The organism is Staphylococcus sp. FSL W8-1268 (assembly GCF_038003965.1).
Classification (GTDB): domain Bacteria; phylum Bacillota; class Bacilli; order Staphylococcales; family Staphylococcaceae; genus Staphylococcus; species Staphylococcus hominis.
Map to the genome: position 1 here is coordinate 598,733 of NZ_JBBOQE010000001.1, position 25,083 is coordinate 623,815.

General features: G+C 32.4%; 32 protein-coding genes. 25 read left to right on the plus strand and 7 right to left on the minus strand.

All coding sequences use genetic code 11. The features are described from left to right. Positions 1-2 precede the first annotated feature (2 nt). From NST64_RS02805 to NST64_RS02825, 5 genes are all read left to right on the plus strand, one after another. Positions 3-452 carry a molybdenum cofactor biosynthesis protein MoaE gene (locus NST64_RS02805; protein WP_002454998.1) on the plus strand — a complete coding sequence of 150 codons (450 nt, stop codon included), beginning with the start codon at positions 3-5 and terminating at the stop codon, positions 450-452. Then, positions 453-686: a molybdopterin converting factor subunit 1 gene (gene moaD / locus NST64_RS02810; RefSeq protein WP_002454999.1), complete on the plus strand. Its 234-nt coding sequence runs from the start codon at positions 453-455 to the stop codon at positions 684-686. It abuts the gene before it with no gap. A 2-nt stretch (positions 687-688) separates the two neighbouring features. Next, positions 689-1,294 (plus strand): molybdenum cofactor guanylyltransferase MobA, encoded by a 606-nt coding sequence (gene mobA, locus NST64_RS02815; RefSeq protein WP_002448453.1) that lies wholly within the window; start codon positions 689-691, stop codon positions 1,292-1,294. Between the two features lie 14 nt (positions 1,295-1,308). Next, the gene (gene moaA / locus NST64_RS02820; protein WP_002488606.1) at positions 1,309-2,331 is read left to right on the plus strand and encodes a GTP 3',8-cyclase MoaA; all 1,023 of its coding nucleotides are present in this window, start codon (positions 1,309-1,311) and stop codon (positions 2,329-2,331) included. A gap of 232 nt (positions 2,332-2,563) precedes the next feature. After that, positions 2,564-2,914: a SarA family transcriptional regulator gene (locus tag NST64_RS02825; protein ID WP_002448468.1), complete on the plus strand. Its 351-nt coding sequence runs from the start codon at positions 2,564-2,566 to the stop codon at positions 2,912-2,914. A gap of 74 nt (positions 2,915-2,988) precedes the next feature. Here NST64_RS02825 and NST64_RS02830 read toward each other — a convergent pair whose 3' ends face one another. Together NST64_RS02830 and NST64_RS02835 are read right to left on the minus strand one after the other, a co-directional pair. Beyond that, positions 2,989-4,194, minus strand: a complete 1,206-nt coding sequence (locus NST64_RS02830) for an MFS transporter (protein WP_107632207.1) — start codon at positions 4,192-4,194, stop codon at positions 2,989-2,991. After that, positions 4,181-4,624: a MarR family winged helix-turn-helix transcriptional regulator gene (locus NST64_RS02835; protein ID WP_049438237.1), complete on the minus strand. Its 444-nt coding sequence runs from the start codon at positions 4,622-4,624 to the stop codon at positions 4,181-4,183. The genes NST64_RS02830 and NST64_RS02835 overlap by 14 nt, the downstream gene beginning before the upstream one ends. A gap of 170 nt (positions 4,625-4,794) precedes the next feature. On the opposite strand from NST64_RS02835, the gene NST64_RS02840 reads away from it, so the two are divergent. The 3 genes from NST64_RS02840 to NST64_RS02850 all read left to right on the plus strand — a co-directional run bounded on the left by NST64_RS02840 (position 4,795) and on the right by NST64_RS02850 (position 10,522). Beyond that, entirely contained in the window at positions 4,795-5,565 is a 771-nt protein-coding gene (locus NST64_RS02840) for a VOC family protein (protein WP_049438235.1), read from the plus strand. 414 nt (positions 5,566-5,979) lie between these two features. After that, positions 5,980-7,242, plus strand: coding sequence for a lipid II:glycine glycyltransferase FemX (locus NST64_RS02845; RefSeq protein ID WP_107632208.1), 1,263 nt, complete (start codon positions 5,980-5,982; stop codon positions 7,240-7,242). 106 nt (positions 7,243-7,348) lie between these two features. Beyond that, positions 7,349-10,522, plus strand: coding sequence for an efflux RND transporter permease subunit (locus NST64_RS02850; protein WP_340731032.1), 3,174 nt, complete (start codon positions 7,349-7,351; stop codon positions 10,520-10,522). A 67-nt stretch (positions 10,523-10,589) separates the two neighbouring features. Here the strand turns inward: NST64_RS02850 and mspA are convergent, their stop codons facing one another. Together mspA and NST64_RS02860 are read right to left on the minus strand one after the other, a co-directional pair. Continuing rightward, positions 10,590-10,907, minus strand: a complete 318-nt coding sequence (gene mspA / locus NST64_RS02855; protein WP_002448383.1) for a membrane stabilizing protein MspA — start codon at positions 10,905-10,907, stop codon at positions 10,590-10,592. 72 nt (positions 10,908-10,979) lie between these two features. After that, positions 10,980-11,147, minus strand: a complete 168-nt coding sequence (locus tag NST64_RS02860) for an SE1832 family protein (RefSeq protein WP_002448622.1) — start codon at positions 11,145-11,147, stop codon at positions 10,980-10,982. Positions 11,148-11,279: 132 nt separating this feature from the next. On the opposite strand from NST64_RS02860, the gene NST64_RS02865 reads away from it, so the two are divergent. Beyond that, entirely contained in the window at positions 11,280-12,188 is a 909-nt protein-coding gene (locus tag NST64_RS02865) for an AEC family transporter (RefSeq protein WP_002448531.1), read from the plus strand. Between the two features lie 70 nt (positions 12,189-12,258). Here NST64_RS02865 and NST64_RS02870 read toward each other — a convergent pair whose 3' ends face one another. After that, on the minus strand, positions 12,259-13,050 hold the full coding sequence (locus NST64_RS02870) for a glucose 1-dehydrogenase (RefSeq protein ID WP_107632209.1): 792 nt from the start codon (positions 13,048-13,050) through the stop codon (positions 12,259-12,261). A gap of 21 nt (positions 13,051-13,071) precedes the next feature. Next, complete coding sequence (locus NST64_RS02875; RefSeq protein WP_049334560.1) at positions 13,072-13,935, minus strand: GRP family sugar transporter; 864 nt, start codon at positions 13,933-13,935, stop codon at positions 13,072-13,074. Positions 13,936-14,221: 286 nt separating this feature from the next. Between NST64_RS02875 and NST64_RS02880 the strand changes: the two genes are divergently transcribed. Together NST64_RS02880 and NST64_RS02885 are read left to right on the plus strand one after the other, a co-directional pair. Then, on the plus strand, positions 14,222-16,357 hold the full coding sequence (locus tag NST64_RS02880; protein ID WP_107632210.1) for a DNA topoisomerase III: 2,136 nt from the start codon (positions 14,222-14,224) through the stop codon (positions 16,355-16,357). Positions 16,358-16,469: 112 nt separating this feature from the next. Next, positions 16,470-17,804, plus strand: a complete 1,335-nt coding sequence (locus tag NST64_RS02885; protein WP_002448576.1) for an NCS2 family permease — start codon at positions 16,470-16,472, stop codon at positions 17,802-17,804. Between the two features lie 57 nt (positions 17,805-17,861). Here the strand turns inward: NST64_RS02885 and NST64_RS02890 are convergent, their stop codons facing one another. Beyond that, entirely contained in the window at positions 17,862-18,251 is a 390-nt protein-coding gene (locus NST64_RS02890) for a hypothetical protein (protein ID WP_002455008.1), read from the minus strand. Between the two features lie 383 nt (positions 18,252-18,634). On the opposite strand from NST64_RS02890, the gene rpsJ reads away from it, so the two are divergent. The 14 genes from rpsJ (at position 18,635) to rplE (ending at position 25,077) form a co-directional block, all read left to right on the plus strand. Continuing rightward, positions 18,635-18,943 (plus strand): 30S ribosomal protein S10, encoded by a 309-nt coding sequence (rpsJ, locus tag NST64_RS02895; RefSeq protein ID WP_001118667.1) that lies wholly within the window; start codon positions 18,635-18,637, stop codon positions 18,941-18,943. 27 nt (positions 18,944-18,970) lie between these two features. Further along, positions 18,971-19,633 (plus strand): 50S ribosomal protein L3, encoded by a 663-nt coding sequence (rplC, locus tag NST64_RS02900; RefSeq protein WP_002448523.1) that lies wholly within the window; start codon positions 18,971-18,973, stop codon positions 19,631-19,633. A 27-nt stretch (positions 19,634-19,660) separates the two neighbouring features. After that, entirely contained in the window at positions 19,661-20,284 is a 624-nt protein-coding gene (rplD, locus tag NST64_RS02905; protein ID WP_002448327.1) for a 50S ribosomal protein L4, read from the plus strand. Next, on the plus strand, positions 20,284-20,559 hold the full coding sequence (gene rplW / locus NST64_RS02910) for a 50S ribosomal protein L23 (protein ID WP_002448403.1): 276 nt from the start codon (positions 20,284-20,286) through the stop codon (positions 20,557-20,559). Before rplD ends, rplW begins: the two co-directional genes overlap by 1 nt. A 36-nt stretch (positions 20,560-20,595) precedes the next feature. Then, the gene (gene rplB, locus NST64_RS02915) at positions 20,596-21,429 is read left to right on the plus strand and encodes a 50S ribosomal protein L2 (protein WP_002448473.1); all 834 of its coding nucleotides are present in this window, start codon (positions 20,596-20,598) and stop codon (positions 21,427-21,429) included. A 64-nt stretch (positions 21,430-21,493) separates the two neighbouring features. Further along, entirely contained in the window at positions 21,494-21,772 is a 279-nt protein-coding gene (gene rpsS, locus NST64_RS02920; protein WP_002448348.1) for a 30S ribosomal protein S19, read from the plus strand. 30 nt (positions 21,773-21,802) lie between these two features. Beyond that, a complete protein-coding gene (gene rplV, locus NST64_RS02925) occupies positions 21,803-22,156 on the plus strand; it encodes a 50S ribosomal protein L22 (protein WP_001829734.1) in 354 nt (117 codons plus the stop codon). Positions 22,157-22,179: 23 nt separating this feature from the next. Beyond that, a complete protein-coding gene (gene rpsC, locus NST64_RS02930) occupies positions 22,180-22,833 on the plus strand; it encodes a 30S ribosomal protein S3 (protein ID WP_017174845.1) in 654 nt (217 codons plus the stop codon). Positions 22,834-22,835: 2 nt separating this feature from the next. Then, positions 22,836-23,270, plus strand: coding sequence for a 50S ribosomal protein L16 (gene rplP / locus NST64_RS02935; protein WP_002448374.1), 435 nt, complete (start codon positions 22,836-22,838; stop codon positions 23,268-23,270). Further along, positions 23,260-23,469: a 50S ribosomal protein L29 gene (rpmC, locus tag NST64_RS02940; protein WP_000644737.1), complete on the plus strand. Its 210-nt coding sequence runs from the start codon at positions 23,260-23,262 to the stop codon at positions 23,467-23,469. The genes rplP and rpmC overlap by 11 nt, the downstream gene beginning before the upstream one ends. Before the next feature lie 26 nt (positions 23,470-23,495). After that, positions 23,496-23,759 carry a 30S ribosomal protein S17 gene (gene rpsQ, locus NST64_RS02945; protein ID WP_002448443.1) on the plus strand — a complete coding sequence of 88 codons (264 nt, stop codon included), beginning with the start codon at positions 23,496-23,498 and terminating at the stop codon, positions 23,757-23,759. Positions 23,760-23,790: 31 nt separating this feature from the next. Next, complete coding sequence (gene rplN / locus NST64_RS02950; protein WP_002432661.1) at positions 23,791-24,159, plus strand: 50S ribosomal protein L14; 369 nt, start codon at positions 23,791-23,793, stop codon at positions 24,157-24,159. 35 nt (positions 24,160-24,194) lie between these two features. Then, positions 24,195-24,512, plus strand: coding sequence for a 50S ribosomal protein L24 (rplX, locus tag NST64_RS02955; RefSeq protein WP_002448459.1), 318 nt, complete (start codon positions 24,195-24,197; stop codon positions 24,510-24,512). A 25-nt stretch (positions 24,513-24,537) separates the two neighbouring features. Further along, a complete protein-coding gene (rplE, locus tag NST64_RS02960; protein ID WP_002448593.1) occupies positions 24,538-25,077 on the plus strand; it encodes a 50S ribosomal protein L5 in 540 nt (179 codons plus the stop codon). Positions 25,078-25,083 lie beyond the last annotated feature (6 nt).

A 25,083-nucleotide genomic window follows, 5' to 3' on the forward strand; every position in this document is an offset into this window, starting at 1 on the left:
AAATGAAACAATTTGAAATCGTGACGAATCCAATTGAGCCCGAACAATATAGAACATTTACTTTAAATGAACATCAAGGAGCTGTTGTTGTCTTTACAGGTCATGTTCGCGAATGGACTAAAGGGGTGAAAACAGAATATCTTGAGTATGAAGCTTATGTTCCAATGGCTCAAAAAAAACTAGAACAAATTGGAGAAGAAATTACACAGCGTTGGCCAGGAACGATAACAACGATTGTACATCGTATTGGTCCTCTACACATTTCCGATATTGCAGTATTGATTGCTGTCTCTTCGCCACATCGTAAAGACGCCTATCGTGCAAATGAATATGCGATTGAAAGAATTAAAGAAATTGTGCCGATTTGGAAAAAAGAAATTTGGGAAGACGGTGCAGAATGGCAAGGACATCAAAGAGGAGACCACAGTCAAGCAACTAAAGGAGGGGCTTAAATGAGAGTATTATATTTTGCAGAAATAAAAGAAATATTAGAAATGAATTCAGAGGACATTGATTTAATAGAAGATATTACAGTAGAAACATTTAAAGAATTATTATTTGAACGTCACCCATCCATTCGTGATAAAAAATTTCAAGTAGCTGTGAATGAAGAATTTGTTCAACTTAATGATATTGTAAAGCAAGATGATATTGTTGCGTTAATACCTCCAGTTAGTGGTGGTTAAATATGAAAGCAATTATTCTAGCTGGGGGACACTCTAAACGTTTTGGTAGTCCCAAAGCATTTGCTTGTATTCACGGTGAAATGTTCTATAAACGAATTATTAATACATTAACAGAAACGAATTTATTTGACGATATTATTATCAGTACAAACAAACAACTTAAAAATGAATTTGAGTATAAACAGATTATGATAGATGAAGAAACACATGCAGATAAAGGCCCGTTATCAGGAATCTACACAGTTATGAAACATTATAATAATGAAGAATTATTTTTTGTGGTTTCTGTAGATACTCCTATGATTACTAAAGAAGCAATAAGTCAACTATATCAATTTACAATTTCACAGCGTATGGAACATCAAGCAGATATTATAGCTTATTCAGACAATGATAAACCTATACCGACCATTGCGTTTTATAGTCGAGGAGTCATTTCGAATATTGAAAAAGCACTCAATTCTAATGATTATAGTTTACGGCATGTATATAAAAATGTGATAACATGTTTTCTAGATACTAAAGAGGTTCAGCCTTTAAAAAATTGGTCTAAAAATATTAATTATCAAGATGATTTGAATACTTTACTTCATCAGATTAATGATTAAAGGGGGACGCGTTAATGACGATCCAAATTAAAGACAAATTAGGACGTCCTATAAGAGATCTACGAATTTCTGTAACAGATCGTTGTAATTTCAGATGTGATTATTGTATGCCAAAAGAAATATTTGGTGATGATTTTGTTTTTTTGCCTAAAGAGGAATTACTGACATTTGATGAAATTACAACAATTGCCAAAGTTTATGCTGAATTAGGCGTGAAAAAATTAAGAATCACTGGTGGAGAACCCTTGTTACGACGTGATTTATATAAATTAATTGAAAAACTCAATCGTATTGAGGGTATTGAAGATATTGGTATGACTACTAATGGTTTACTTTTAAAAAAACATGGTCAAAAGTTGTATGATGCAGGATTACGTAGAATTAATGTAAGTTTAGATGCAATTGATGATGAGGTATTTCAAGCAATCAATAACCGTAACATTAAAGCTTCTACCATCTTGCAACAAATTGATTATGCGGTCTCTATTGGATTTCATGTAAAAGTAAATGTAGTTATACAAAAAGGAATTAATGATGATCAAATCCTACCTATGATCGAATATTTTAAAGATAAACACATTCAAATAAGATTCATTGAATTTATGGATGTAGGTAATGATAATGGTTGGGATTTTAATAAAGTTGTTACGAAAGAAGAAATGCTATCTACTATTGAAGAAGAGTTTGATATAGAACCACTTCCACCTAGATACTTTGGTGAAGTTGCCACATATTATAGACATAAAGATAATGGTGCACAGTTTGGTCTAATCACCAGTGTTTCAGCTTCATTTTGTTCTACTTGTACAAGAGCAAGACTATCATCTGATGGAAAATTTTATGGATGTTTATTTAGTGTGATTGATGGTTTTGATATTAAATCATTATTGCGTAGTGGTGCTACACATCAAAAATTAAAAGACACGTTCATTTCATTATGGCAAGCACGTGATGATCGTTATTCAGATGAACGTACAGAACAAACAGTAAAAAATCGACAACGAAAGAAAATTAATATGAATTATATTGGTGGTTAATCTATACAGAAGTAAGTGATAATCATATGTGATATTACTTACTTCTGTATTTTAATTTGATAGTAGCTTTAATTAATTTTAATAATTTCAAAGTAATTTATATTAATCACTAAACAGATATAAATTAATATTTGTAATAGATTAAATTGTACATATGTTATATAATTAAATTAAGCAATTTTATTATATTATGTATTTATACAACTTAGAATCAACTTTGGAGGCATGTACTATGAATAATAAAGTGAATCGCTTTATTGAAGCGGAAAAAGAACTCAGTCAACTAAAACATTGGTTAAAAATGACGTATAAAATTTCTATTGAGGAATTTGTCGTTTTATTTAAAGTGTATGAAGGTAAAAAAATTAGCGGAAAAGAGTTACGCGATACATTACATTTTGAAATGTTATGGGATACAAGCAAAATTGACGTAATCATTCGCAAAATTTACAAGAAAGAATTAATTTCTAAATTACGTTCTGAAACAGATGAACGACAAGTATTTTATTTCTTTAATGCGTCTCAACAAAAAGTATTAGATAAAATGAAAAATGAAATTGAAGCTATTAGTATTGCAAATTAATTAAATAAAAAGAGCACCTCTCATATTCTATAACGAATAATAGGGGTGCTCCTTTTTATATATTAAATGAAAGATTAATACGTATTACCATGTACTTTTCTACCATGAACAATTAAATAAAGTACTGTACATAAAGCAGCTACAATAGCCATAATGAGATAAACTTGAGTATACGTGATTGAATCTGTAAATAATCCAAGCAACGATGGACCAAAGCCAATACCAATATCTAATCCTATAAAGTAAGTTGAAGTTGCAATTCCATATTTACTTGAAGGGGAGACTTTAATTGCAATGGCTTGCATTGAAGAAGAGAGGTTTCCATAACCAATACCTAAGAACACGCCAGCAAGTAATAATACCCAACCATTATAGCTAAATACTAATAAAACAAATGTGATAATTAAGGCAAGAAAAGCTGGATAAACCACAACGTTTTCATTTTTTGCATCAATCATTTTACCAGCAATAGGTCGAGTGATTAATGAAGCGACCGCATAGAAAATAAAGAAATAACTAGATGCTTCTAACAAATGACGTTGCTCAGCAAAAGGTTTTAAGAATGTTAGGATTGACGCATAATTTAACCCGATGATCATCATAACAATTGCTACTGGTACAGCTTCTTTAGCAATAAAATTATGAATATTGAAACCAGAAGCTTGAGCTACTTTTCTATCAACTGCATTTTTAGTAGGATTAAAATCAATTTTAATAAAGAGTGAAACAATTAAACTTGCGATTCCTAGTATGAGACAGATAAGAAATAGTAAATTAATTGAGAATGATTTCAATAATAAAATTCCAAAGAAAGGCCCAATAGCTGATCCAAGAACAAGGCTCAGTGAAAATAAGCTAATACCCTCACTTTTACGTTCTACAGGGGTAACATGTGCAGCAATTGTACCTGTAGCTGTCGTTGCGATAGCTGTAGCAATTCCATTTAGGAGTCGTACAAACATCAAGATGGTTATTGACCCAGAGATAAAATAAAGTAACTGAGTAATGATTAGAAAAATTAAACCAACAATTAAAATTTTTTTAGGACCAAAACGATTGACATACTTTCCTGTTCCAAAACGTCCTATTAATGATCCAATAATAAATAGTCCTACAACAAGTCCAGATATACTGTCTGACACATGATAGGATGTTTTAGAATAATCAGCGATGATAACTAATAATAAGTACATACATAAATAAACAAAGAAGTTAATGATAAAATTGATTGTAAAACTTCTAGTAAAAATAGGTTGTTTAATAGTACTAGTCTGATTCATGAGTATCCCCCTTCGATAATGTGGTATGTAATTTTTTCATGATTGCTATGACGTGATCCAAGTCATCATTAGATATATTAGATTGATGGATTAAATCTTCTTGAATAGGTGTAATACAAGCATTCATGTCCTCAAATAATTGCTGTCCTTTTTCAGATAAACTTAATAGCTTTTCACGTTTGTCAGTACCTGGAGTAACCAAAAGTAAATCCTTTTCAAATAGGACTTTAATAATTTTACGCGCAGTCGGTTTTTCAATAAAACGACGTTTAGATATTTGAACCAAAGTCGTTTGATCATATGTACCAATATCTTTAAGCACTAACCACTGACCTGTATGTAGACCAAATTGATCTAATATAGGTTGAGTACGTTTAATATAAGGACGATAAATACCAATAAAACTATTAAAAAATTCATTTGTGAGCATTTTAAATTGTCTCCCTCGAAAATAGTTAGCGAGGCTAACTAATTAATACCGAAAATTATTATACGCTGATTTCATTCGTTTTTCAACACTAAATATAAGTTATAGAGTAAAGTATAGTGAAATTTGTTAAAATACAATTAAGTTTAAATTAGTAAAGGGGATATTGATACATGAAATTGAAATTTGATCATATGATTCATTACGTCGATCAATTAAAAGGATTTAAATATCCAGGTGAGTTATTAAAAATTCATTCTGGAGGCAAACATCATCAATATGGCACTTTCAATCGTTTAACTTATATAAATGGAAATTACATCGAACTTTTAGATGTTGAAAATGTCGAAAAGTTAAAGAAAGAAGCTAAAACTGAAAAGGGTAGAGTCGCTTTTGCAACGAAAATTGTTCAAGATGATTTTAAGCAAGGATTTAAAACAATGGCATTTAGAACGGAAGATATAGAGAGAGTAAAACAATCTTTAAACGAACGTCATATTGATACGATTGGTCCTATAAATATGGACAGAGAAGATAAAAAGGGTGAAAAGATAAGATGGAAGTTACTCTATATCGCTGATCCCGACTATATGGTAAGGCCTCCTTTTTTTATTGAGGGGAATAAAAATAACGTAGATTATATGCAAGATTTAGATTCATTTTTTCAAAAACAATTTAAAATTGATAAAATTATAATAGATAGTTCTAAACGTTCTAAAACCTTAACTAAGTGGCAAACCTGGTTTAATATGGACATTATAGAAGAAAATGAGAACTACACTGATTTAAAATTAGAAGGGGATACTATCGTTTATCGGATTCAAGATGCAGCTCAATCTGGATACAATACCATTATTTTTAAAGATAATGAAACTACGACTCCTTATTCAATCATTATTAAAGGAGCCAAATATCGCTTCGAACCTAATGAAGGAACTAATTAAATAGATAGGTATAAGTACTATGTGCGATAAAAGCAATATGAATAAAAACTAGTACTAGAGAGATTAAGCTTAGTATTAAAGAAAAACGATTTGTTTTTAATAGTATAAATAAAATGGTAAGTACAAGTGATAAAGCGACAAACATCACTCTCAAACTAAAAAAATTTATAGTTAATGGATGAGCCATTGTATAAATTATTGCAATAGCATTACATACAATAAATATAAGTAAAATAATATTTCTCAATTTTAAAAACCTCTTTAATAAAAAATAGTAGTGTTTTTCATTCATTAAGTATAACAAAAAGAATAGCTTTTTGAAGAAAATACAACTTCTATTATGAGTTTGTCGACACTCTCAAATCTACAATGTATAATGATAAGTAATGCAAAGATAAAGGAGTTTTATATAGCATGGAAAAGATGAATATCACAAATCAGGAACATGACGAATTTGTAAAAACTCATCCGAATGGTGATTTATTGCAACTGACAAAGTGGGCAGAGACAAAGCGCTTAACTGGATGGTATTCAAAACGTGTGGCAGTAGGTGAAAATGGTGAAATTAAAGGTGTAGGACAGTTATTATTTAAAAAGATACCGAAGTTACCATTTACATTATGCTACGTATCACGTGGATTCGTAGCCGATTATAATGATAGAGACGTACTGAGAGCACTTTTAAATGAAACAAAAAAAATTGCTAAAGAAGAAAAAGCGTACGCGATTAAGATTGATCCAGATGTTGAAGTAGAACATGGCACAGAAGCACTTAAAAATTTAAGAATGCTTGGATTTAAACATAAAGGGTTTAAAGAAGGATTATCAAAAGACTATATTCAACCTCGTATGACAATGATTACACCTATTGATAAAACCGATGATGAAATTATTCAAAACTTTGAACGTCGTAATCGTTCTAAAGTTAGATTAGCGCTTAAACGAGGTACTAAAGTTGAACACTCAAATCGTGAAGGGCTTAAAACATTTGCGAAATTAATGCAAATTACGGGTGAACGTGATGGCTTCTTAACACGTGATATTAGCTATTTTGAGAATATTTATGACTCATTACATGAAGATGGGGATGCAGAATTATTCTTAGTGAAATTAGAGCCACAACAAGTGCTTGATGAAACGAATAAAGATTTAGAAGCTCAAGAAGCAGAAAAAGCTAAATTAGAAGCGAAGTCAGAAGCACGTCCAAATGATAAAAAAACAGCTAACAAATTAAATGATGTAGAAAATAAGATTTCTAAGACAACTGAATTAAAAGAAGATTTAGAAAGATTAAATCAAGAACATCCAGAAGGCGTATATTTATCAGGCGCATTACTTATGTTTGCAGGTAAAAAATCATATTACTTATATGGAGCTTCTTCAAATGATTATCGTGATTTCTTACCGAACCATCATATGCAATATGAAATGATGAAATACGCAAGAGATCATGGTGCAACAACGTATGACTTTGGTGGCACAGACAATAATCCATCAAAAGATTCTGAACACTATGGATTATGGGCTTTTAAACGTGTATGGGGCACTTATTTAAGTGAAAAAATTGGTGAGTTTGATTATGTCTTAAATCAACCATTATATCAATTAATCGAACAAGTTAAACCAAGACTTACAAAAGCCAAAATTAAACTCTCTCGCAAATTAAAACGTAAATAATTAATTTACAGTATTGTAGATACAGTATTTAATCTGAACGATTCTATGAAGAAACGTTCAGATTTTTTTACCAATATTAATCACTTATTATAGGAGAAATAACTAAATGATTAAAAAGATGCTTCAATTTTCATTAGGTAATAAGTTTGCTATTTTCTTAATGGTTCTTTTAGTTATTATAGGTGGCATATATTCAAGTGCTAAACTTAAATTAGAATTATTACCTGATGTTGAAAACCCAATTATTTCTGTCCAAACGACGATGCCAGGAGCTACACCTCAAACGACACAAGGTGAAATTAGCTCGAAAATTGATAAACAAGTCAGATCACTCGCTTATGTAAAAAGTGTAGAAACACAATCGATATCTAATGCTTCAATTGTGAAAGTTGAATATAACAACGGAACTGACATGGATAAAGCTGAAGAAGTACTGAAAAAAGAAATAGACAAAATCGATTTTAAGGATGGAGTAAGTGAACCAGAATTAATACGTAATTCCATCGATGCCTTTCCTATCGTAGCTTACTCATTTACAAATGAAAGTAATGACTTAAGAACTACTACAAAGGAAATTAATGAACAATTAATACCTAAACTTCAAACTGTTGATGGTGTTCAAAGTGCACAACTGAATGGACAAACTACACGTCAAGTTACTTTAAAATTTAAACAAAAGGAATTGGATAAAGTAAGGTTATCTGCGGATGATGTTGAAAATTACATTAAGACAGCGACAAGAGAAACACCACTCGGTTTATTCCAATTTGGAAATAATGAAAAATCCCTTGTTGTGGATGGTCAATTTAAATCAGTCAGTGCATTAAAAGATTTAAAAATCCCGCTTTCTATAGCAGGCCAAGGACAATCAAGTGATTCTAACGATAATAGTATTAGTAGTACTGGCCAAGAGGGTAGTCAATCATCTAGTTCAAGTCAATCGCAAGCGAATAGCTCTTTAAAAGGAACAAGTGGTCAAATGCCAAGCGTGCCACTTAGAGATTTAGCTAAAATCACTGTGGGCGATGAACGAGATTCTATTTCAAAAACAAATGGTAAAGACGCAGTTAACGTACAAGTAATGAAAGCACAAGATGCAAATACAGTTCAAGTGGCTAGAGCAACGCAAAAGAAAATAGACGAGTTTGTTAAAAATAATAGTGATATCAAAGCCACAAAAACAATGGACACAGCTAAACCAATTGAAGATTCACTATATACTATGATTGAAAAAGCGGCATTAGGTACCATCGTCGCAATTATTGTTATTTTATTATTCTTAAGAAATATTAAAACAACAGCGATATCTATCGTTTCAATTCCGTTATCTATTTTGATTGCACTTATTGCACTGAAATTAAGTAATGTATCACTTAATATTTTAACTTTAGGTGCATTGACTATTGCGATTGGTCGAGTCATAGATGATTCTATTGTTGTAGTAGAAAATATCTATCGACGATTATCAGATCCAGGTGAACAATTAAAAGGAGACAATTTAGTTATTAGTGCAACGAGAGAGGTATTTAAACCTATTTTATCTTCTACGATTGTTACAATTATAGTTTTCTTACCGCTAGCTTTTGTTTCAGGCTCAGTAGGTGAAATGTTCCGACCATTTGCGTTAGCTATCACATTTAGTTTACTAGCTTCGCTTCTTGTTTCTATTACTGTTGTGCCAGCCCTTGCCTCAACGTTCTTTAAAAATGGAATAAAAATAAATAGCAATGTTAATGAAGAAAATAAATTAGGGGGGATGAGTAAGGGATATAAACGAGTACTTGGTTGGTCACTTAATCATAAATGGCTTGTTCTTATTATTAGTATTGTTATATTAATTACGAGTATAGGAATTGGTGCAGCTAAATTAGGAACAAGTTATATTTCTACAGGGGAAGATAAGTTTTTAGCGTTAACTTATACACCTAAACCAGGAGAAACTGAAGAAGCAGTACTTAAACATGCTGAAAAAGCTCAAAAATACCTTCAAAGCAAAGATAAAGTTAAAACAGTTCAATTTTCTGTAGGTGGGCCTTCTCCAGCAGATCCAACGGGAAGCACGAATAGCATGGCTATTATGGTGGAATATGATTCGGATACGCCTCACTTTGAGGAAGAACCAGATAAAGTGGTTACACATCTTTCTAAAATGAAAGACCCAGGTGAATGGAAAAATCTAGACTTAGGTACAGGAGCTGGAAACAATTCAGTGGACGTAACTATTAAAGGACCTTCTACTGATGCAATTAGAAGTACAGTAACTAAAGTTGAAAATAAAATGAAATCCATTAAAGGTGTAGCAGATGTCAATTCAGATTTATCACAGACCTATGATCAATATGAAATCAAAGTAGATCAAAATAAAGCAACAGATAAAGGTATTTCAGCTGCACAATTAGCATTGAATTTAAATGAGAACTTACCAGAAAAAACAATTACAACTGTTAAAGAAAATGGTAATAATATAGATGTAAAAGTAAAACAGAATAAACAAACAAATTGGTCTCAAAATAAACTAGAAAACATCGACTTACACGCACCAAGTGGAGAAACTGTTAAATTAAAAGATATTGCACGTCTAAACAAAACAACAACACCAAGTAAACTTGTTCAAAAAGATGGCGATTATGCTACAACAGTTTCAGGTAAGATTACCGCTTCTGATGTTGGTGGAACCTCTAGTAAAGTGATGCGTGAAATCAATACAATTGATAAACCTAATAACGTTAAGTTTAATGTTGGCGGTGCAACAGATGATATTAATACAGCAATGAGCCAACTCGCTTTTGCAATGCTTATTGCTATTGTTATTGTGTATCTTGTGTTGGTTATCACATTCAAAGGTGTTTTAGCACCATTTACAATTCTATTCTCATTACCATTTACAGCTATTGGTATAGTATTTGCATTATTGATTACCAGAGAAACCATTTCAGTACCAAGTTTAATTGGTATGTTGATGTTAATTGGTATTGTTGTTACAAATGCAATTGTATTAATTGATAGAGTGATTTCAAATGAACATCAAGGTATGTTAATGAAAGAAGCTTTAATTGAAGCGGGTGGAACTCGAATTAGACCTATTTTGATGACTGCAGTTGCAACAATCGGCGCATTATTACCATTGTTATTTGGGCAAAATAGTTCAATTCTAATTTCTAAAGGAATGGCTGCTACAGTCATAGGTGGATTAGTATCATCAACACTACTAACCTTAATCGTAGTGCCTGTTATCTATGAAATACTCTTTACTTTAAAAAACAAACTTACACGTAAATAAAGATAAATTTAGGATAAGTCAAAAAAAGCAATTGAGACGTATGCACATACGTTCAATTGCTTTTTTATTAATACATAGTAAAAGTTAAAATAATATATATTACAAAAATAATGATAGATATAATATTTAAAATCGAAACACCTTTATGATCGTTTTTAAGTGCTTTAAAAGCTGTAACTTCTACATTTCCTACAAGAAGAAGCAATACAACAAATACCCACCAATTTTCACTAGGAAATTGGATCGTAGTGATAGCTACTACAAATAATAATAATATTCCCATAATAATACGTAAAATATGTACGAACATTGATTTCATTTTAAAAATACTGATATAACTTACAATAAGATACAGTATGGGTAATAAAATTAAGTATATTTTCACTTGATGACATCCTTTCTATTACGACTAATATCATAGCATTCATGAACTTTAATGCCTAGATATATTGAAAAATTATTTCTGACGTAATTTTGAACGTATGTCTGAAATTTCTTTTTCAATTTCTTCTAATTGTTTTACTAAAGGATCAATCTGTTGATTTAGTGATTCTTTTTTCTCTAAATCATTTTGTAAACGAATATAATCGTATTTAAGCTCAGCTAATTGTGATTCTAATTCCATGTCTAGTCGAACTCCTTATTTATTAATATGATTAGTAATGATTATAGCATGAAACAAGTAACTTCTAAAAATACTGTTAATTGTGTTAGAGTAATGAGTTGTAATGGAATATTAGGGAAGAAGGGATGAATTGTGACTGAGCAATTTATAATCATTATTTTGTTAATTGCATTAGGTTACTTACTTAAACGTATTAACTTTATTAAATCTGCAGATAGTCAAGTATTGTCTACGCTTGTATTGAATGTCACATTACCTTCTTTAGTTATTGTCAATTTAAATAGTGCGAATCTTGATTTATCGTTTTCTATTTTACCAATTATGATGCTCATCTATGGCATATTAGCCAAAGTAATTATGGTTGCATTATTTAGAAAATATGATAATCATGTCAAGGGTTCAGTAGGTATGATGGCAGCGTCATTAAACATTGGTTTATTTGCTTATCCACTTGTAGAAACAATTTGGCCTAAAAATGGTATGATTTATTTTGGTATGGCTGATATCGGTGGGGCAATTATTATGTTTGGAGTCACTTACTTTGTAGGTAGTTATTACAGTGAAGGAAGCGATCAATTTAATTTCAAATTTTTAGGGAAAAAGTTAATTTCTTCAATACCACTCGTTACTTATATTGTAATGTTTATACTTAATATGGCTAATATTCATTTACCAAAAGCTTCAATTGACTTTTTTACAATTATTTCTAAAGCGAACATGCCATTATCAATGATTTTACTTGGAATTATGTTGAGCTTCAGAATCGAAAAACAATTTTTACCAATTGCAGTGAAATATTTAATTGTCCATTACGGACTTGGATGTATTGCTGGTTTATTAGTCCACTTTTTCTTACCAACATCAGATGATATGATTAAAACAACGTTATTAATTACATGGTTACTTCCTGTGGGTGTGGCAATTATTCCATATTCAATTCAATTTAAATATAAAACATTACCGTTAGTGGGAATGGTTACTAATATTTCTATTGTGATAAGTATTATTATTATATATATTTATCAAGCTATCTTTGTATAAAAACTACATATACACATGAAAAAAGCAAGCGATTTTTAATCATCGCTTGCTCTTTTACTTTATAGTATGATTACCCTTTTCCACCCATAAATGCAGGATAGTTCATCATACCACCATCAACATATAATGTTGTTCCATGAACATAGCTAGCTAAATTAGAAGCTAAAAACAATGCACCGTTTGCTACATCTTTTGCATCACCGATTTCTCTAGCTGGAATCATTTCTAATGTTTCGGCACGTGTTTTTGGATCAGAGAATTTTTCTTTTGTATGCTCAGTCACAACGGCACCTGGAGAGATATTATTAATACGAATGCCATGTTGGGCATATTCCATTGACATTGTTTCCATCATTAACTTAAGACCGCCTTTACTTGCAGCATAGTTAACGTAATTTGGCCAAGGAATTGTATCATGCACGCTTGAAGTATTAATAATAATACCTTTCTTATCTTCTTTTAAAAATTGTTTTACCGCTTCACGTGAACCAATAAATGCACCTGTTAAGTTAATATCAAGGACTTTTTGCCATTCAGCCATAGACATTTCATGACTTGGAGTGGCTTTTTCAAAACCAGCATTATTAATCATGATATCAACTGTTCCAAATTCTTTAACAGCCGTTTCTACTAATCGTTTCACATCTTCTTCGACTGAAACATCGGCTTGCACCATAATTGAGTCACCGCCAGATTTTTTGATTGTTTCTTGAAGGGCATCAAGTTCTTCCATATGATTTTCTGATCTATAATTTAAGACTACTTTCGCTTTTTCTTTACCAAAAACTTCCGCCATTGCTTTTCCTATGCCACTGCCAGAGCCAGTAATAACCACAACTTTATTTTCTAATTCAGAAAACATTGTATGACCTCCTCAATATACCTATTTTAAGTTTCCTAATATAATTGCTGCGATGATAATCAACGCAATACCTGACCAAATCCCAATCATTTGGCGTCGATCTTTTTTCTCACCTAATAAGAATATACCACCAAGAGTAGAAACTATAACTAATAATTGTGATAATGAGAAACTTGTTGCTACACCAACTTTAGGTTGAGAATAGAACATAAATAAGTTACCTATTCCCCAAACAATCCCTGGAATAATATTAAGTGCGGTAGATTTAATATTTGTTTCATGTCTCATTGAAAGTAAAAATCCACCAATAGCCATACCAACTGATTGGAAGAATAAGGCATCAGTACCATTTACGCCAAATATATTGCCGATTACTACATAACCTACATAACCTAATGTACCTACCACTAGAATAACCATTGCTTTACTAAAATTAGGATCTTTTGTAGAACGCTCATTTTTTCCTTTTAGTGATGTAAGTGTAATCCCTGTTACTAATAAAACCATTGCAATAAGTCCTAACGTAACTTGTAATCCAGTACTCCATTCACCTAAAAAGATAGCACTAAATAAAGTTGTACCTACTAATTGTAAACCAGTAGAAATAGGCATTGTTTTAGATACGCCGACAAGGTTAACAGATTGTAATTGAGTTCCTTGACCGAATGCCCACATTGCACCAGAAATTAACCCTACAATGATGACAGTAGGGTTATCAAATTGTGCATGACCTGTAAGAAGTAAGATTAGACCAATAACCAATGTACCTAACGTTGTACCTCTAATTTGATTGTATGGACCTCCTCCTACAAATACATTGATTAATACGAGACTTCCCCAAAATAATGCAGGTAATAAGGCGATTAATATGTTAATAATCTGCATTTATTACTCACTCTCCTTTTCAAAAATAAGTGCTTTCCTTTCCATAACACTTGGTGAATATTTTATATTATTTGTGATTGATATAAAACGCAATTGCTCATTTTTTTATAAAATATAAAAGACTAATATTATAAAAATGTATAGCCTAAGTATTTTAGTAAGCTGAATTTAATATAGGGGTTTTACTTTAAATTAATAAGATGAGATGGAAAGTAACACTATTGCTATACATGTTACAATATTAAACGTATGAAAATAAAAAGTAAGAATGTGAAAGGAAATTTGAATGAAATCATTAATTCTAGCGGAAAAACCCTCGGTAGCGAGAGATATTGCAGAAGCACTAAATATTAAAGAAAAACATCATGGATATATTGCAAATCAGCGCTATATAGTGACATGGGCTTTAGGTCATTTAGTAACAAATGCTCAACCAGAACATTATGACAAAACATATAAAGAATGGAAATTAGAAGATTTACCTATACTACCTAAGCAAATGCATACTGTGGTCATAGGGAAGACAAGTAAACAATTTAAAATTGTAAAATCTTTAATATTAAATAAAGATGTGAAAAACATTATTATTGCTACAGATGCTGGGCGTGAAGGAGAACTGGTAGCACGTCTCATCTTAGATAAAGTAAAAAATAAAAAGCCAATTAAACGTTTATGGATTAGTTCGGTGACTAAAAAAGCAATACAACAAGGCTTTAAACATTTAAAAGATGGACATGAATATAATCACTTGTATCAAGCAGCTCTTGCACGAAGTGAAGCGGACTGGATAGTGGGTATTAATGCTACTAGAGCACTGACAACTAAATATGATGCTCAACTTTCATTAGGAAGGGTACAAACACCAACGATTCAACTGGTTTATCATCGACAACAAGAAATTAATCATTTTAAACCTCAAAAGTATTATACACTTTCTTTAAATGTAAATGACGCTACATTTGATATTCAAACTAATAAAAGATTTACTAATAAAGAAGAAATACAAAAATTATCTGAAAAAATAGAAAGACAATCAGGTCAGATTGAAGATGTTTCAATTAAGCAAAAAAAATCTTACGCAAAACCTTTATATAATTTAACTGATTTACAACAAGCATCTTACCAACGATTTAAAATAGGACCCAAAGAAACTTTGAATATTTTACAGAGTCTTTATGAACGTCATAAATTATTAACATATCCAAGAACAGATTCTAACTACTTATCTAACGATATGACAGATACCATACAAGAACGTCTCCAAGCCTTATTAGCGACTGATTATAAATCACATGCTCGTCAGTTAATGACTAAGTCATTTACAACTAAGATGCATATTTTTAATAATCAAAAAGTGTCAGACCATCATGCGATTATTCCAACTGAAATTAGACCCAACTTTGATACATTAACTAACAGAGAAACAAAAATATATTTAATGGTTGTACAACGATTTTTAGAAACATTAATGGATCCTTATCAGTATGAAGCGACACAGGTTATTTTAAAAGTGGGAGAATATCAATTTAAACATGCCGAAAACGTCACACGTAAATTAGGATTTAAAGCACTTAGTAACAATGATTCTACTTCTAATAAGACTATCACTTTTAGCAAGAATGAAACCTATCGTGTACAACAAGTCAAAGTAAGCGAACATGAAACCACACCACCTGAATATTTCAATGAAGGTAGCTTACTTAAGGCGATGGAAAATCCACAAAATTATATTCAATTGAATGACAAAAAGTATGCTAATACCCTTCATAAGACGGGAGGAATTGGAACAGTAGCGACGCGTGCAGATATTATTGAAAAACTATTCAAGCTTAATGCAATAGAATCAAAAGATGGGAAATTAAAAGTGACATCTAAAGGAAAACAAATATTAGAGCTTTCTCCTAAAGCACTAACTTCTCCTTTAATGACTGCGGAATGGGAAGAAAAATTACTTTCTATTGAGAAAGGTAAATATAATGCTAAACAATTTATTAATGAGATGAAAGATTTTACTAAAAAAATTGTTGGGGAAATCAAACATAGTGATCAAAAATATAAACATGATAATTTAACTTCTACTGAATGTCCAAATTGCGGTAAATTTATGATAAAAGTAAAAACTAAAAACGGACAAATGCTAGTGTGTCAAGATCCTACCTGTCATACTAAAAAGAATATTCAACGTAAAACGAATGCACGTTGTCCTAACTGTAAAAAGAAAATGACATTGTTTGGAAGAGGAAAAGAAGCGGTCTACCGATGTGTATGCGGTCATACTGAAACACAAGCACAAATGGATCAACGATTGAAAAATAAAAATAATGGTAAAGTTTCTAAAAAAGATATGAAAAAATATATGAATAATCACGATGAATTGGATAATAATCCTTTTAAAGATGCATTAAAGAACTTGAAACTTTAAATAAAATCGAACTTATAATGAAATAAATCGATAAAAGTTCGTTTTTAGTATTGTTTTTTTAAGTAAGTAATATTAAACTATTAAAGTATTTTAAAAAAAGGAGTTTAAAGCTGTGAAAAAATACTTCCAATTCGACGAGTATGGTACTAACTACAAAAGAGAAATCATCGGTGGTATCACAACTTTCTTATCAATGGCTTATATATTAGCCGTGAATCCTCAAGTCTTAAGTTTAGCAGGTGTTAAAGGTATATCTGGGGATATGAAAATGGATCAAGGTGCCATTTTTGTAGCGACAGCATTAGCAGCCTTTGTAGGATCTTTATTCATGGGACTAATTGCAAGATATCCGATTGCGCTTGCCCCAGGGATGGGATTAAATGCGTTCTTTGCATTTACAGTTGTTTTAACAATGGGAATTCCTTGGCAAATCGGTTTAACAGGTGTGCTGTTTTCTGGTATATTCTTTGCGATATTAACAGCAACTGGATTGAGGGAAATAATTATTAATGCAATACCCTATGAAATGAAAATGGCAGTTTCGGCAGGTATAGGGCTATTTATTACTTTTGTAGGTTTACAAAGTGCAGGTATTATTGTAAAAAATGATTCAACGCTTGTAACATTAGGTCATCTAACTAAACCATCAGTACTTTTAGCTATATTTGGGATTGCTATAACAATCATTTTATATGCTAGAAAGGTTCCAGGTTCAATCTTTATTGGTATGATTATAACTGCAATTGTAGGGATGATTACAGGTCAAATTCATACACCATCAGGTATTGTAGGTAAAATTCCAAGTATTACACCTACATTTGGAGCAGCTTTTGAAGCATTTAAAGATCCAGGCCAATTATTTACCATCCAATTTCTTATTGTTATTTTAACGTTCTTCTTTATTGATTTCTTTGATACTGCAGGTACTTTAGTAGCAGTAGCAACCCAAGCAGGTATAATGAAAGACAATAAGTTACCAAGAGCTGGAAGAGCATTATTTGCAGACTCACTTGCTACAATTGTTGGGGCTATTTTTGGTACAACTACAACAACCTCTTATATTGAATCTACTTCTGGTGTTGCAGTAGGAGCACGTACAGGTTTTGCAAGTATCATAACTGGTTTTTGTTTCTTATTAGCATTATTCTTTAGTCCGCTAATTGAAGTCGTTACAAGTGCAGTAACAACACCAGCGTTAGTTGTAGTTGGTATTTTAATGGCGGCAAACTTTGCTGAAATTAATTGGAAAAAATTTGAAGTAGCAGTACCAGCATTTATTACAATCATTATGATGCCTTTATCATATTCAATTGCTACAGGTATTGCATGTGGGTTTATCTTCTATCCAATAACAATGTTAATTACTAAAAAACATAAAGAAGTTCATCCTATCATGTATGTATTAATGGTATTATTTATTTTATACTTCGTGTTTGTACACGGTTAGACATAAAAAGACACATTTAATTTTTGAATTAAATGTGTCTTTTTAATATTGAAATTATTAATTGTTTTTATCATCTTTGTATTGAGTATAAATAACTTTAGAATCTTTATTTGGAATGTAAGTTGGTGCGTTGAGCACAACAAATATAAAGAATACCATTAAGAAAAAGAGTACCCAATGCGTAAACATACCAATAATAGGTAGAAAAGCAACAAATGATCCAATTAATCCAATAAATGGGATCATTGCCATAGGCTTAATTGTATTTTGAGAATCTACTAATAGAATGATGCCTAAAATAAGATAAAGTAAAGCATTTAATAACAAAGGTTGCCAACCAAAGCTAAGAATAACTGTGCCTCCTAAAAAAGGAATACCATAGAAAAATTCGCTAGCTATTAAGAAAATACTAATGATTGATAAAGTAAGTTTCACATTTCTTTTCATTTATATAATATTCACCTCCGATAAAGTTCATGAATTTTAAAATAATTAACATTAAAAATATATAGTTGCAATTTCAAAATTCATTACTCTCTATATCTATTATAAAGGTTTATAGAAAAAAGGGAAAAAATTTACTCAAAATGGTTGAACTACATAAAAATTTTCAGTAAAATAATTAAGTATGTGTTAGACGTAAATAAAAAAGTTAAAGAAAAACCTTGATTTATTAGTGTTTTTCTTGTAACATATTTAATGTTGGACTTGAAGAAAGCGATGAAGCGAAAGGTTACTGACACACCCGGCCGCTTTGCCATGGCGTTGTGTGAGATAGTTTTCGTGGAGAAGTCTATCACTTCAATGTAGACGAACAAGGAGGGAAAATTATGGCAAAACAAAAAATCAGAATCAGATTAAAAGCTTATGATCACCGTGTAATTGATCAATCAGCAGAAAAGATTGTTGAAACTGCTAAACGTTCTGGTGCAGATGTATCTGGACCAATTCCGTTACCAACAGAAAAATCTGTTTACACAATTATTCGTGCGGTGCACAAGTATAAAGATTCTCGTGAACAATTCGAACAACGTACACATAAACGTTTAATCGACATTGTTAACCCAACACCAAAAACAGTTGATGCTTTAATGGGCTTAAACTTACCATCTGGTGTAGACATCGAAATTAAATTATAATAGATCAATTTAGGAGGTGGACTTTCGATGACCAAAGGAATCTTAGGAAGAAAAATTGGGATGACACAAGTATTCGGAGAAAATGGTGAATTAATCCCTGTTACAGTAGTAGAAGCAAATCAAAACGTAGTATTACAAAAGAAAACTGAAGAAGTTGATGGCTACAATGCTATCCAAGTAGGTTTTGCAGACAAACAAGCATATAAAAAAGATGCTAAATCAAATAAATATGCAAATAAACCAGCTGAAGGTCACGCTAAAAAAGCTGGCGCAGCACCTAAGCGCTTCATTCGTGAATTCAGAAACGTTAATGTTGATGAATACGAAGTAGGTCAAGAAGTCACAGTAGATACTTTTGAAGCTGGAGACATTATTGATGTTACAGGAACTTCAAAAGGTAAAGGTTTCCAAGGTGCAATTAAACGTCATGGTCAAGGTCGTGGACCAATGGCTCACGGTTCTCATTTCCATAGAGCTCCAGGTTCAGTAGGTATGGCTTCAGATGCTTCAAGAGTATTTAAAGGTCAAAAAATGCCTGGACGTATGGGCGGTAACACAGTTACAGTTCAAAACTTAGAAGTTGTTCAAGTTGATACTGATAACAATGTTATTTTAGTAAAAGGTAATGTACCTGGACCTAAAAAAGGTTTTGTAGAAATTAAATCTTCAATTAAAAAAGGTAATAAATAATAAGTAGCGAAAGGAGGAAAAAGCATAATGGCTAATTATGATGTATTAAAAGTAGACGGATCAAAATCTGGTTCAGTTGAATTAAGCGATTCAGTTTTCGCAATCGAACCAAACAACAGTGTTCTTTTCGAAGCAATCAATTTACAACGTGCTTCTTTACGCCAAGGTACACATGCAGTGAAAAATCGTTCAGCTGTTCGTGGTGGTGGACGTAAACCATGGAGACAAAAAGGTACAGGACGTGCACGTCAAGGTACAATTCGTGCTCCACAATGGCGTGGTGGTGGTATCGTTTTCGGACCAACTCCAAGAAGCTATTCATACAAAATGCCTAAGAAAATGCGTCGTTTAGCATTACGTTCTGCATTATCTTTCAAAGTTCAAGAAAACAACTTTACAATCGTTGATACTTTTGGCTTTGATGCACCAAAAACAAAAGAATTCAAAAATGTTTTAACTACACTTGAACAACCTAAAAAAGTGTTAGTAGTAACAGAAAACGAAGATGTAAACGTTGAATTATCTGCACGTAATATTCCTGGCGTACAAGTAAGTACAGCTCAAGGATTAAACGTATTAGATATCACTAGCGCTGACAGTGTAATCATTACTGAATCAGCTGCGAAAAAAGTTGAGGAGGTGCTCGGATAATGGAAGCTAGAGATGTTCTTAAGCGCCCCGTAATCACTGAAAAATCTTCTGAAGCAATGGCTGAAGATAAATATACTTTTGACGTAGATACTCGTGCTAACAAAACTCAAGTTAAAATTGCAGTTGAAGAAATCTTCGACGTTAAAGTTGAAAGTGTAAATATTATCAACTACAAACCAAAGAAAAAACGTATGGGCCGTTATCAAGGCTATACAAATAAAAGAAGAAAAGCGATTGTAAAACTTAAAGAAGGTTCAATCGACTTATTCAACTAAAATAAAATAATATTACCATTAAGGAGGTAAGCGACAATGGCTCTTAAAAAATATAAGCCAATTACAAATGGTCGTCGTAATATGACTACGTTAGACTTCGCTGAAATCACGAAGACTACACCTGAAAAGTCATTATTACAACCGCTACCGAAAAAAGCGGGTCGTAACAATCAAGGTAAATTAACAGTTCGTCACCATGGTGGAGGACATAAACGTCAATATCGTGTAATTGACTTCAAACGTAATAAAGACGGAATCACTGCTAAAGTTGATTCAATTCAATATGATCCAAACCGTTCAGCTAACATTGCTTTATTAGTATATGCTGATGGTGAAAAACGTTACATTATTGCACCAAAAGGATTACAAGTAGGCCAAACAGTTGAAAGTGGTGCTGAAGCAGATATCAAAGTTGGTAATGCTTTACCATTACAAAATATTCCAGTTGGTACTGTAATTCATAATATCGAATTAAAACCTGGTAAAGGTGGACAAATTGCTCGTTCAGCAGGTGCAAGTTCACAAGTACTTGGTAAAGAAGGTAAATATGTATTAATCAGATTACGTTCTGGTGAGGTACGTATGATTTTATCTACTTGCCGTGCTACAATCGGTCAAGTTGGTAACTTACAACATGAACTTGTTAACGCTGGTAAAGCTGGTCGTTCAAGATGGAAAGGTATCCGTCCAACAGTTCGTGGTTCTGTAATGAACCCTAACGATCACCCACACGGTGGTGGTGAAGGTCGTGCTCCTATCGGTAGACCATCTCCAATGTCACCATGGGGTAAACCAACGCTTGGTAAGAAAACACGTCGCGGTAAAAAATCATCTGATAAACTTATCGTTCGTGGACGTAAGAGAAAATAATAACAACTTATTTGAGTGTGCGGCTTAACAGCTGCACGCACACAATAAGAAGGGAGGCGCCCAAATGGCTCGTAGTATTAAAAAAGGACCTTTCGTTGATGATCATTTAATGAAAAAAGTAGAAGCTCAAGACGGAAGTGAAAAGAAACAAGTAATCAAAACATGGTCACGTCGTTCTACAATTTTCCCAAATTTCATCGGTCATACTTTTGCAGTATATGATGGTCGTAAACATGTACCTGTTTATGTAACTGAAGATATGGTTGGTCACAAATTAGGTGAATTTGCTCCAACTCGTACATTTAAAGGACATGCAGCTGACGATAAAAAAACTAGTAGATAATAATATATATAAGTAGAGGAGGATATCCTAATGGAAGCAAAAGCGGTTGCTAGAACAATCAGAATCGCACCTCGTAAAGTAAGATTAGTTCTTGACTTAATTAGAGGTAAAAATGCTGGAGAAGCTATTGCTATTTTAAAATTAACTAATAAAGCTTCATCACCAGTAATTGAAAAAGTATTAATGTCCGCTTTAGCAAATGCTGAACATAACTATGACATGAATACAGATGAATTAGTTGTTAAAGAAGCATATGCAAATGAAGGACCAACTTTAAAACGTTTCCGTCCACGTGCACAAGGTCGTGCAAGTGCAATCAACAAACGTACAAGCCACATTACAATCGTCGTAAGTGACGGTAAAGAAGAAGCTAAAGAAGCTTAATAACTATTTAAGGAGGGAATACTGTGGGTCAAAAAATTAATCCTATCGGACTTCGTGTTGGAGTTATCCGTGATTGGGAAGCTAAATGGTACGCTGAAAAAGATTTCGCTTCTTTATTACACGAAGATTTAAGAATCCGTAAATTCATTGATAACGAATTAAAAGAAGCGTCAGTTTCTCACGTTGACATTGAACGTGCTGCTAACCGTATTAACATCGCAATCCACACTGGTAAACCTGGTATGGTAATTGGTAAAGGCGGTTCAGAAATTGAAAAACTTCGTAATAAATTAAATAACTTAACTGATAAAAAAGTACACATCAACGTTGTGGAAATTAAAAAAGTTGATATGGATGCTCGTTTAGTAGCAGAAAATATCGCACGTCAATTAGAAAATCGTGCTTCATTCCGTCGTGTACAAAAACAAGCTATTACAAGAGCTATGAAACTTGGTGCAAAAGGTATCAAAACTCAAGTATCAGGTCGTTTAGGCGGAGCTGACATCGCTCGTGCTGAACAATATTCAGAAGGAACTGTCCCACTTCATACTTTACGTGCTGACATTGATTATGCACATGCTGAAGCAGACACTACTTATGGTAAATTAGGTGTTAAAGTATGGATTTATCGTGGTGAAGTTCTTCCTACTAAGAATACTAGTGAAGGAGGAAAATAATAATGTTACTACCAAAACGTGTTAAATATCGTCGTCAACATCGTCCAAAAACAACTGGTCGTTCTAAAGGCGGTAACTTTGTAACATTTGGTGAGTATGGTTTACAAGCTACAACAACTTCTTGGATCACATCTCGTCAAATCGAATCTGCTCGTATCGCTATGACACGTTACATGAAACGTGGCGGGAAAGTTTGGATTAAAATCTTCCCACATACGCCTTACACTAAAAAACCTTTAGAAGTACGTATGGGTGCTGGTAAAGGTGCTGTTGAAGGCTGGATCGCAGTTGTAAAACCAGGTCGTATTTTATTTGAAATCGCTGGTGTATCTGAAGATGTAGCTCGTGAAGCATTACGTTTAGCAAGTCACAAACTTCCAGTAAAAACTAAGTTTGTAAAACGTGAAGAATTGGGTGGTGAAACAAATGAAAGCTAAGGAAATTAGAGACTTAACCACTTCAGAAATCGAAGAACAAATCAAATCTTCAAAAGAAGAGCTTTTTAACCTACGCTTTCAGTTAGCTACAGGTCAATTAGAAGAAACTGCACGTATTCGTACAGTTAGAAAAACAATTGCACGTCTAAAAACTGTTGCTCGTGAAAGAGAAATTGAACAAAGTAAAGCTAATCAATAAAGTATAAGAAAGAGGAGGTTACAAAAGTGAGTGAAAGAAACGATCGTAAAGTTTATGTAGGTAAAGTTGTTTCTGATAAAATGGACAAAACAATTACTGTACTTGTTGAAACTTACAAAACACACAAATTATACGGTAAACGAGTAAAATACTCTAAAAAATATAAAACTCATGATGAAAACAATTCAGCTAAATTAGGAGATATTGTTAGAATTCAAGAAACTCGTCCTTTATCAGCATCGAAACGTTTCCGTTTAGTAGAAATTGTTGAAGAATCAGTAATTATTTAATACAAGATTAGAGATAAGGGAGGTTTAACTAATGATCCAACAAGAAACGCGTTTAAAAGTAGCAGACAACTCTGGTGCTCGTGAAGTACTTACAATCAAAGTATTAGGTGGATCTGGTCGCAAAACAGCGAACATTGGCGATATCATCGTATGTACTGTTAAAAATGCAACACCAGGTGGCGTTGTTAAAAAAGGCGACGTTGTGAAAGCTGTTGTTGTTAGAACTAAATCAGGCGTACGTCGTAACGATGGTTCTTATATCAAATTTGATGAAAATGCATGTGTCATTATTCGTGATGACAAAGGCCCACGTGGTACTCGTATCTTTGGTCCTGTTGCTCGTGAATTACGTGAAGGTAACTTCATGAAAATCGTATCATTAGCACCAGAAGTACTATAATTTATTAAAACCATAATATTTAAGGAGGTGCCCACATGCATATCAAAAAAGGTGACAACGTTAAAGTTATCGCAGGTAAAGATAAAGGTAAAGAAGGTAAAGTAATCGCTACTGAACCTAAAAAAGACCGCGTCGTTGTGGAAGGTGTTAACGTTATTAAAAAACACCAAAAACCAACTCAATTAAATCCTGAAGGTGGAATCTTAGAAACAGAGGCAGCAATCCATGTTTCTAACGTACAATTATTAGATCCTAAAACAAATGAACCTACTCGTGTTGGTTACAAATTTGTAGATGGTAAAAAAGTTCGTATCGCTAAAAAATCTGGCGAAGAAATCAAATCTAATAATTAATAACTAGTTGAAAGGAGGATCCACTTTGAACCGTTTAAAAGAAAGATACAATACTGAAGTTACTCAAAACTTAGTTAAAAAATTCAACTATAGTTCAGTAATGGAAGTACCAAAAATCGAAAAAATCGTTGTAAATATGGGTGTTGGTGATGCAGTTCAAAACTCTAAAGTGTTAGATAATGCTGTTGAAGAGTTAGAATTAATCACTGGACAAAAACCATTAATCACTAAAGCTAAAAAATCAGTTGCAACATTCCGTTTACGTGAAGGTATGCCAATCGGTGCAAAAGTAACACTTCGCGGAGAAAGAATGTATGAATTCTTAGATAAATTAATCGCAGTTTCATTACCTCGTGTACGTGACTTCCAAGGTGTTTCTAAAACAGCTTTCGATGGTCGTGGTAACTACACTTTAGGAATTAAAGAACAATTAATTTTCCCAGAAATCGATTATGATAAAGTAAGTAAAGTAAGAGGAATGGATATTGTTATCGTAACAACTGCTAACACTGACGAGGAAGCTCGTGAATTGTTAACAAACTTCGGTATGCCATTTCGTAAATAATCTCTA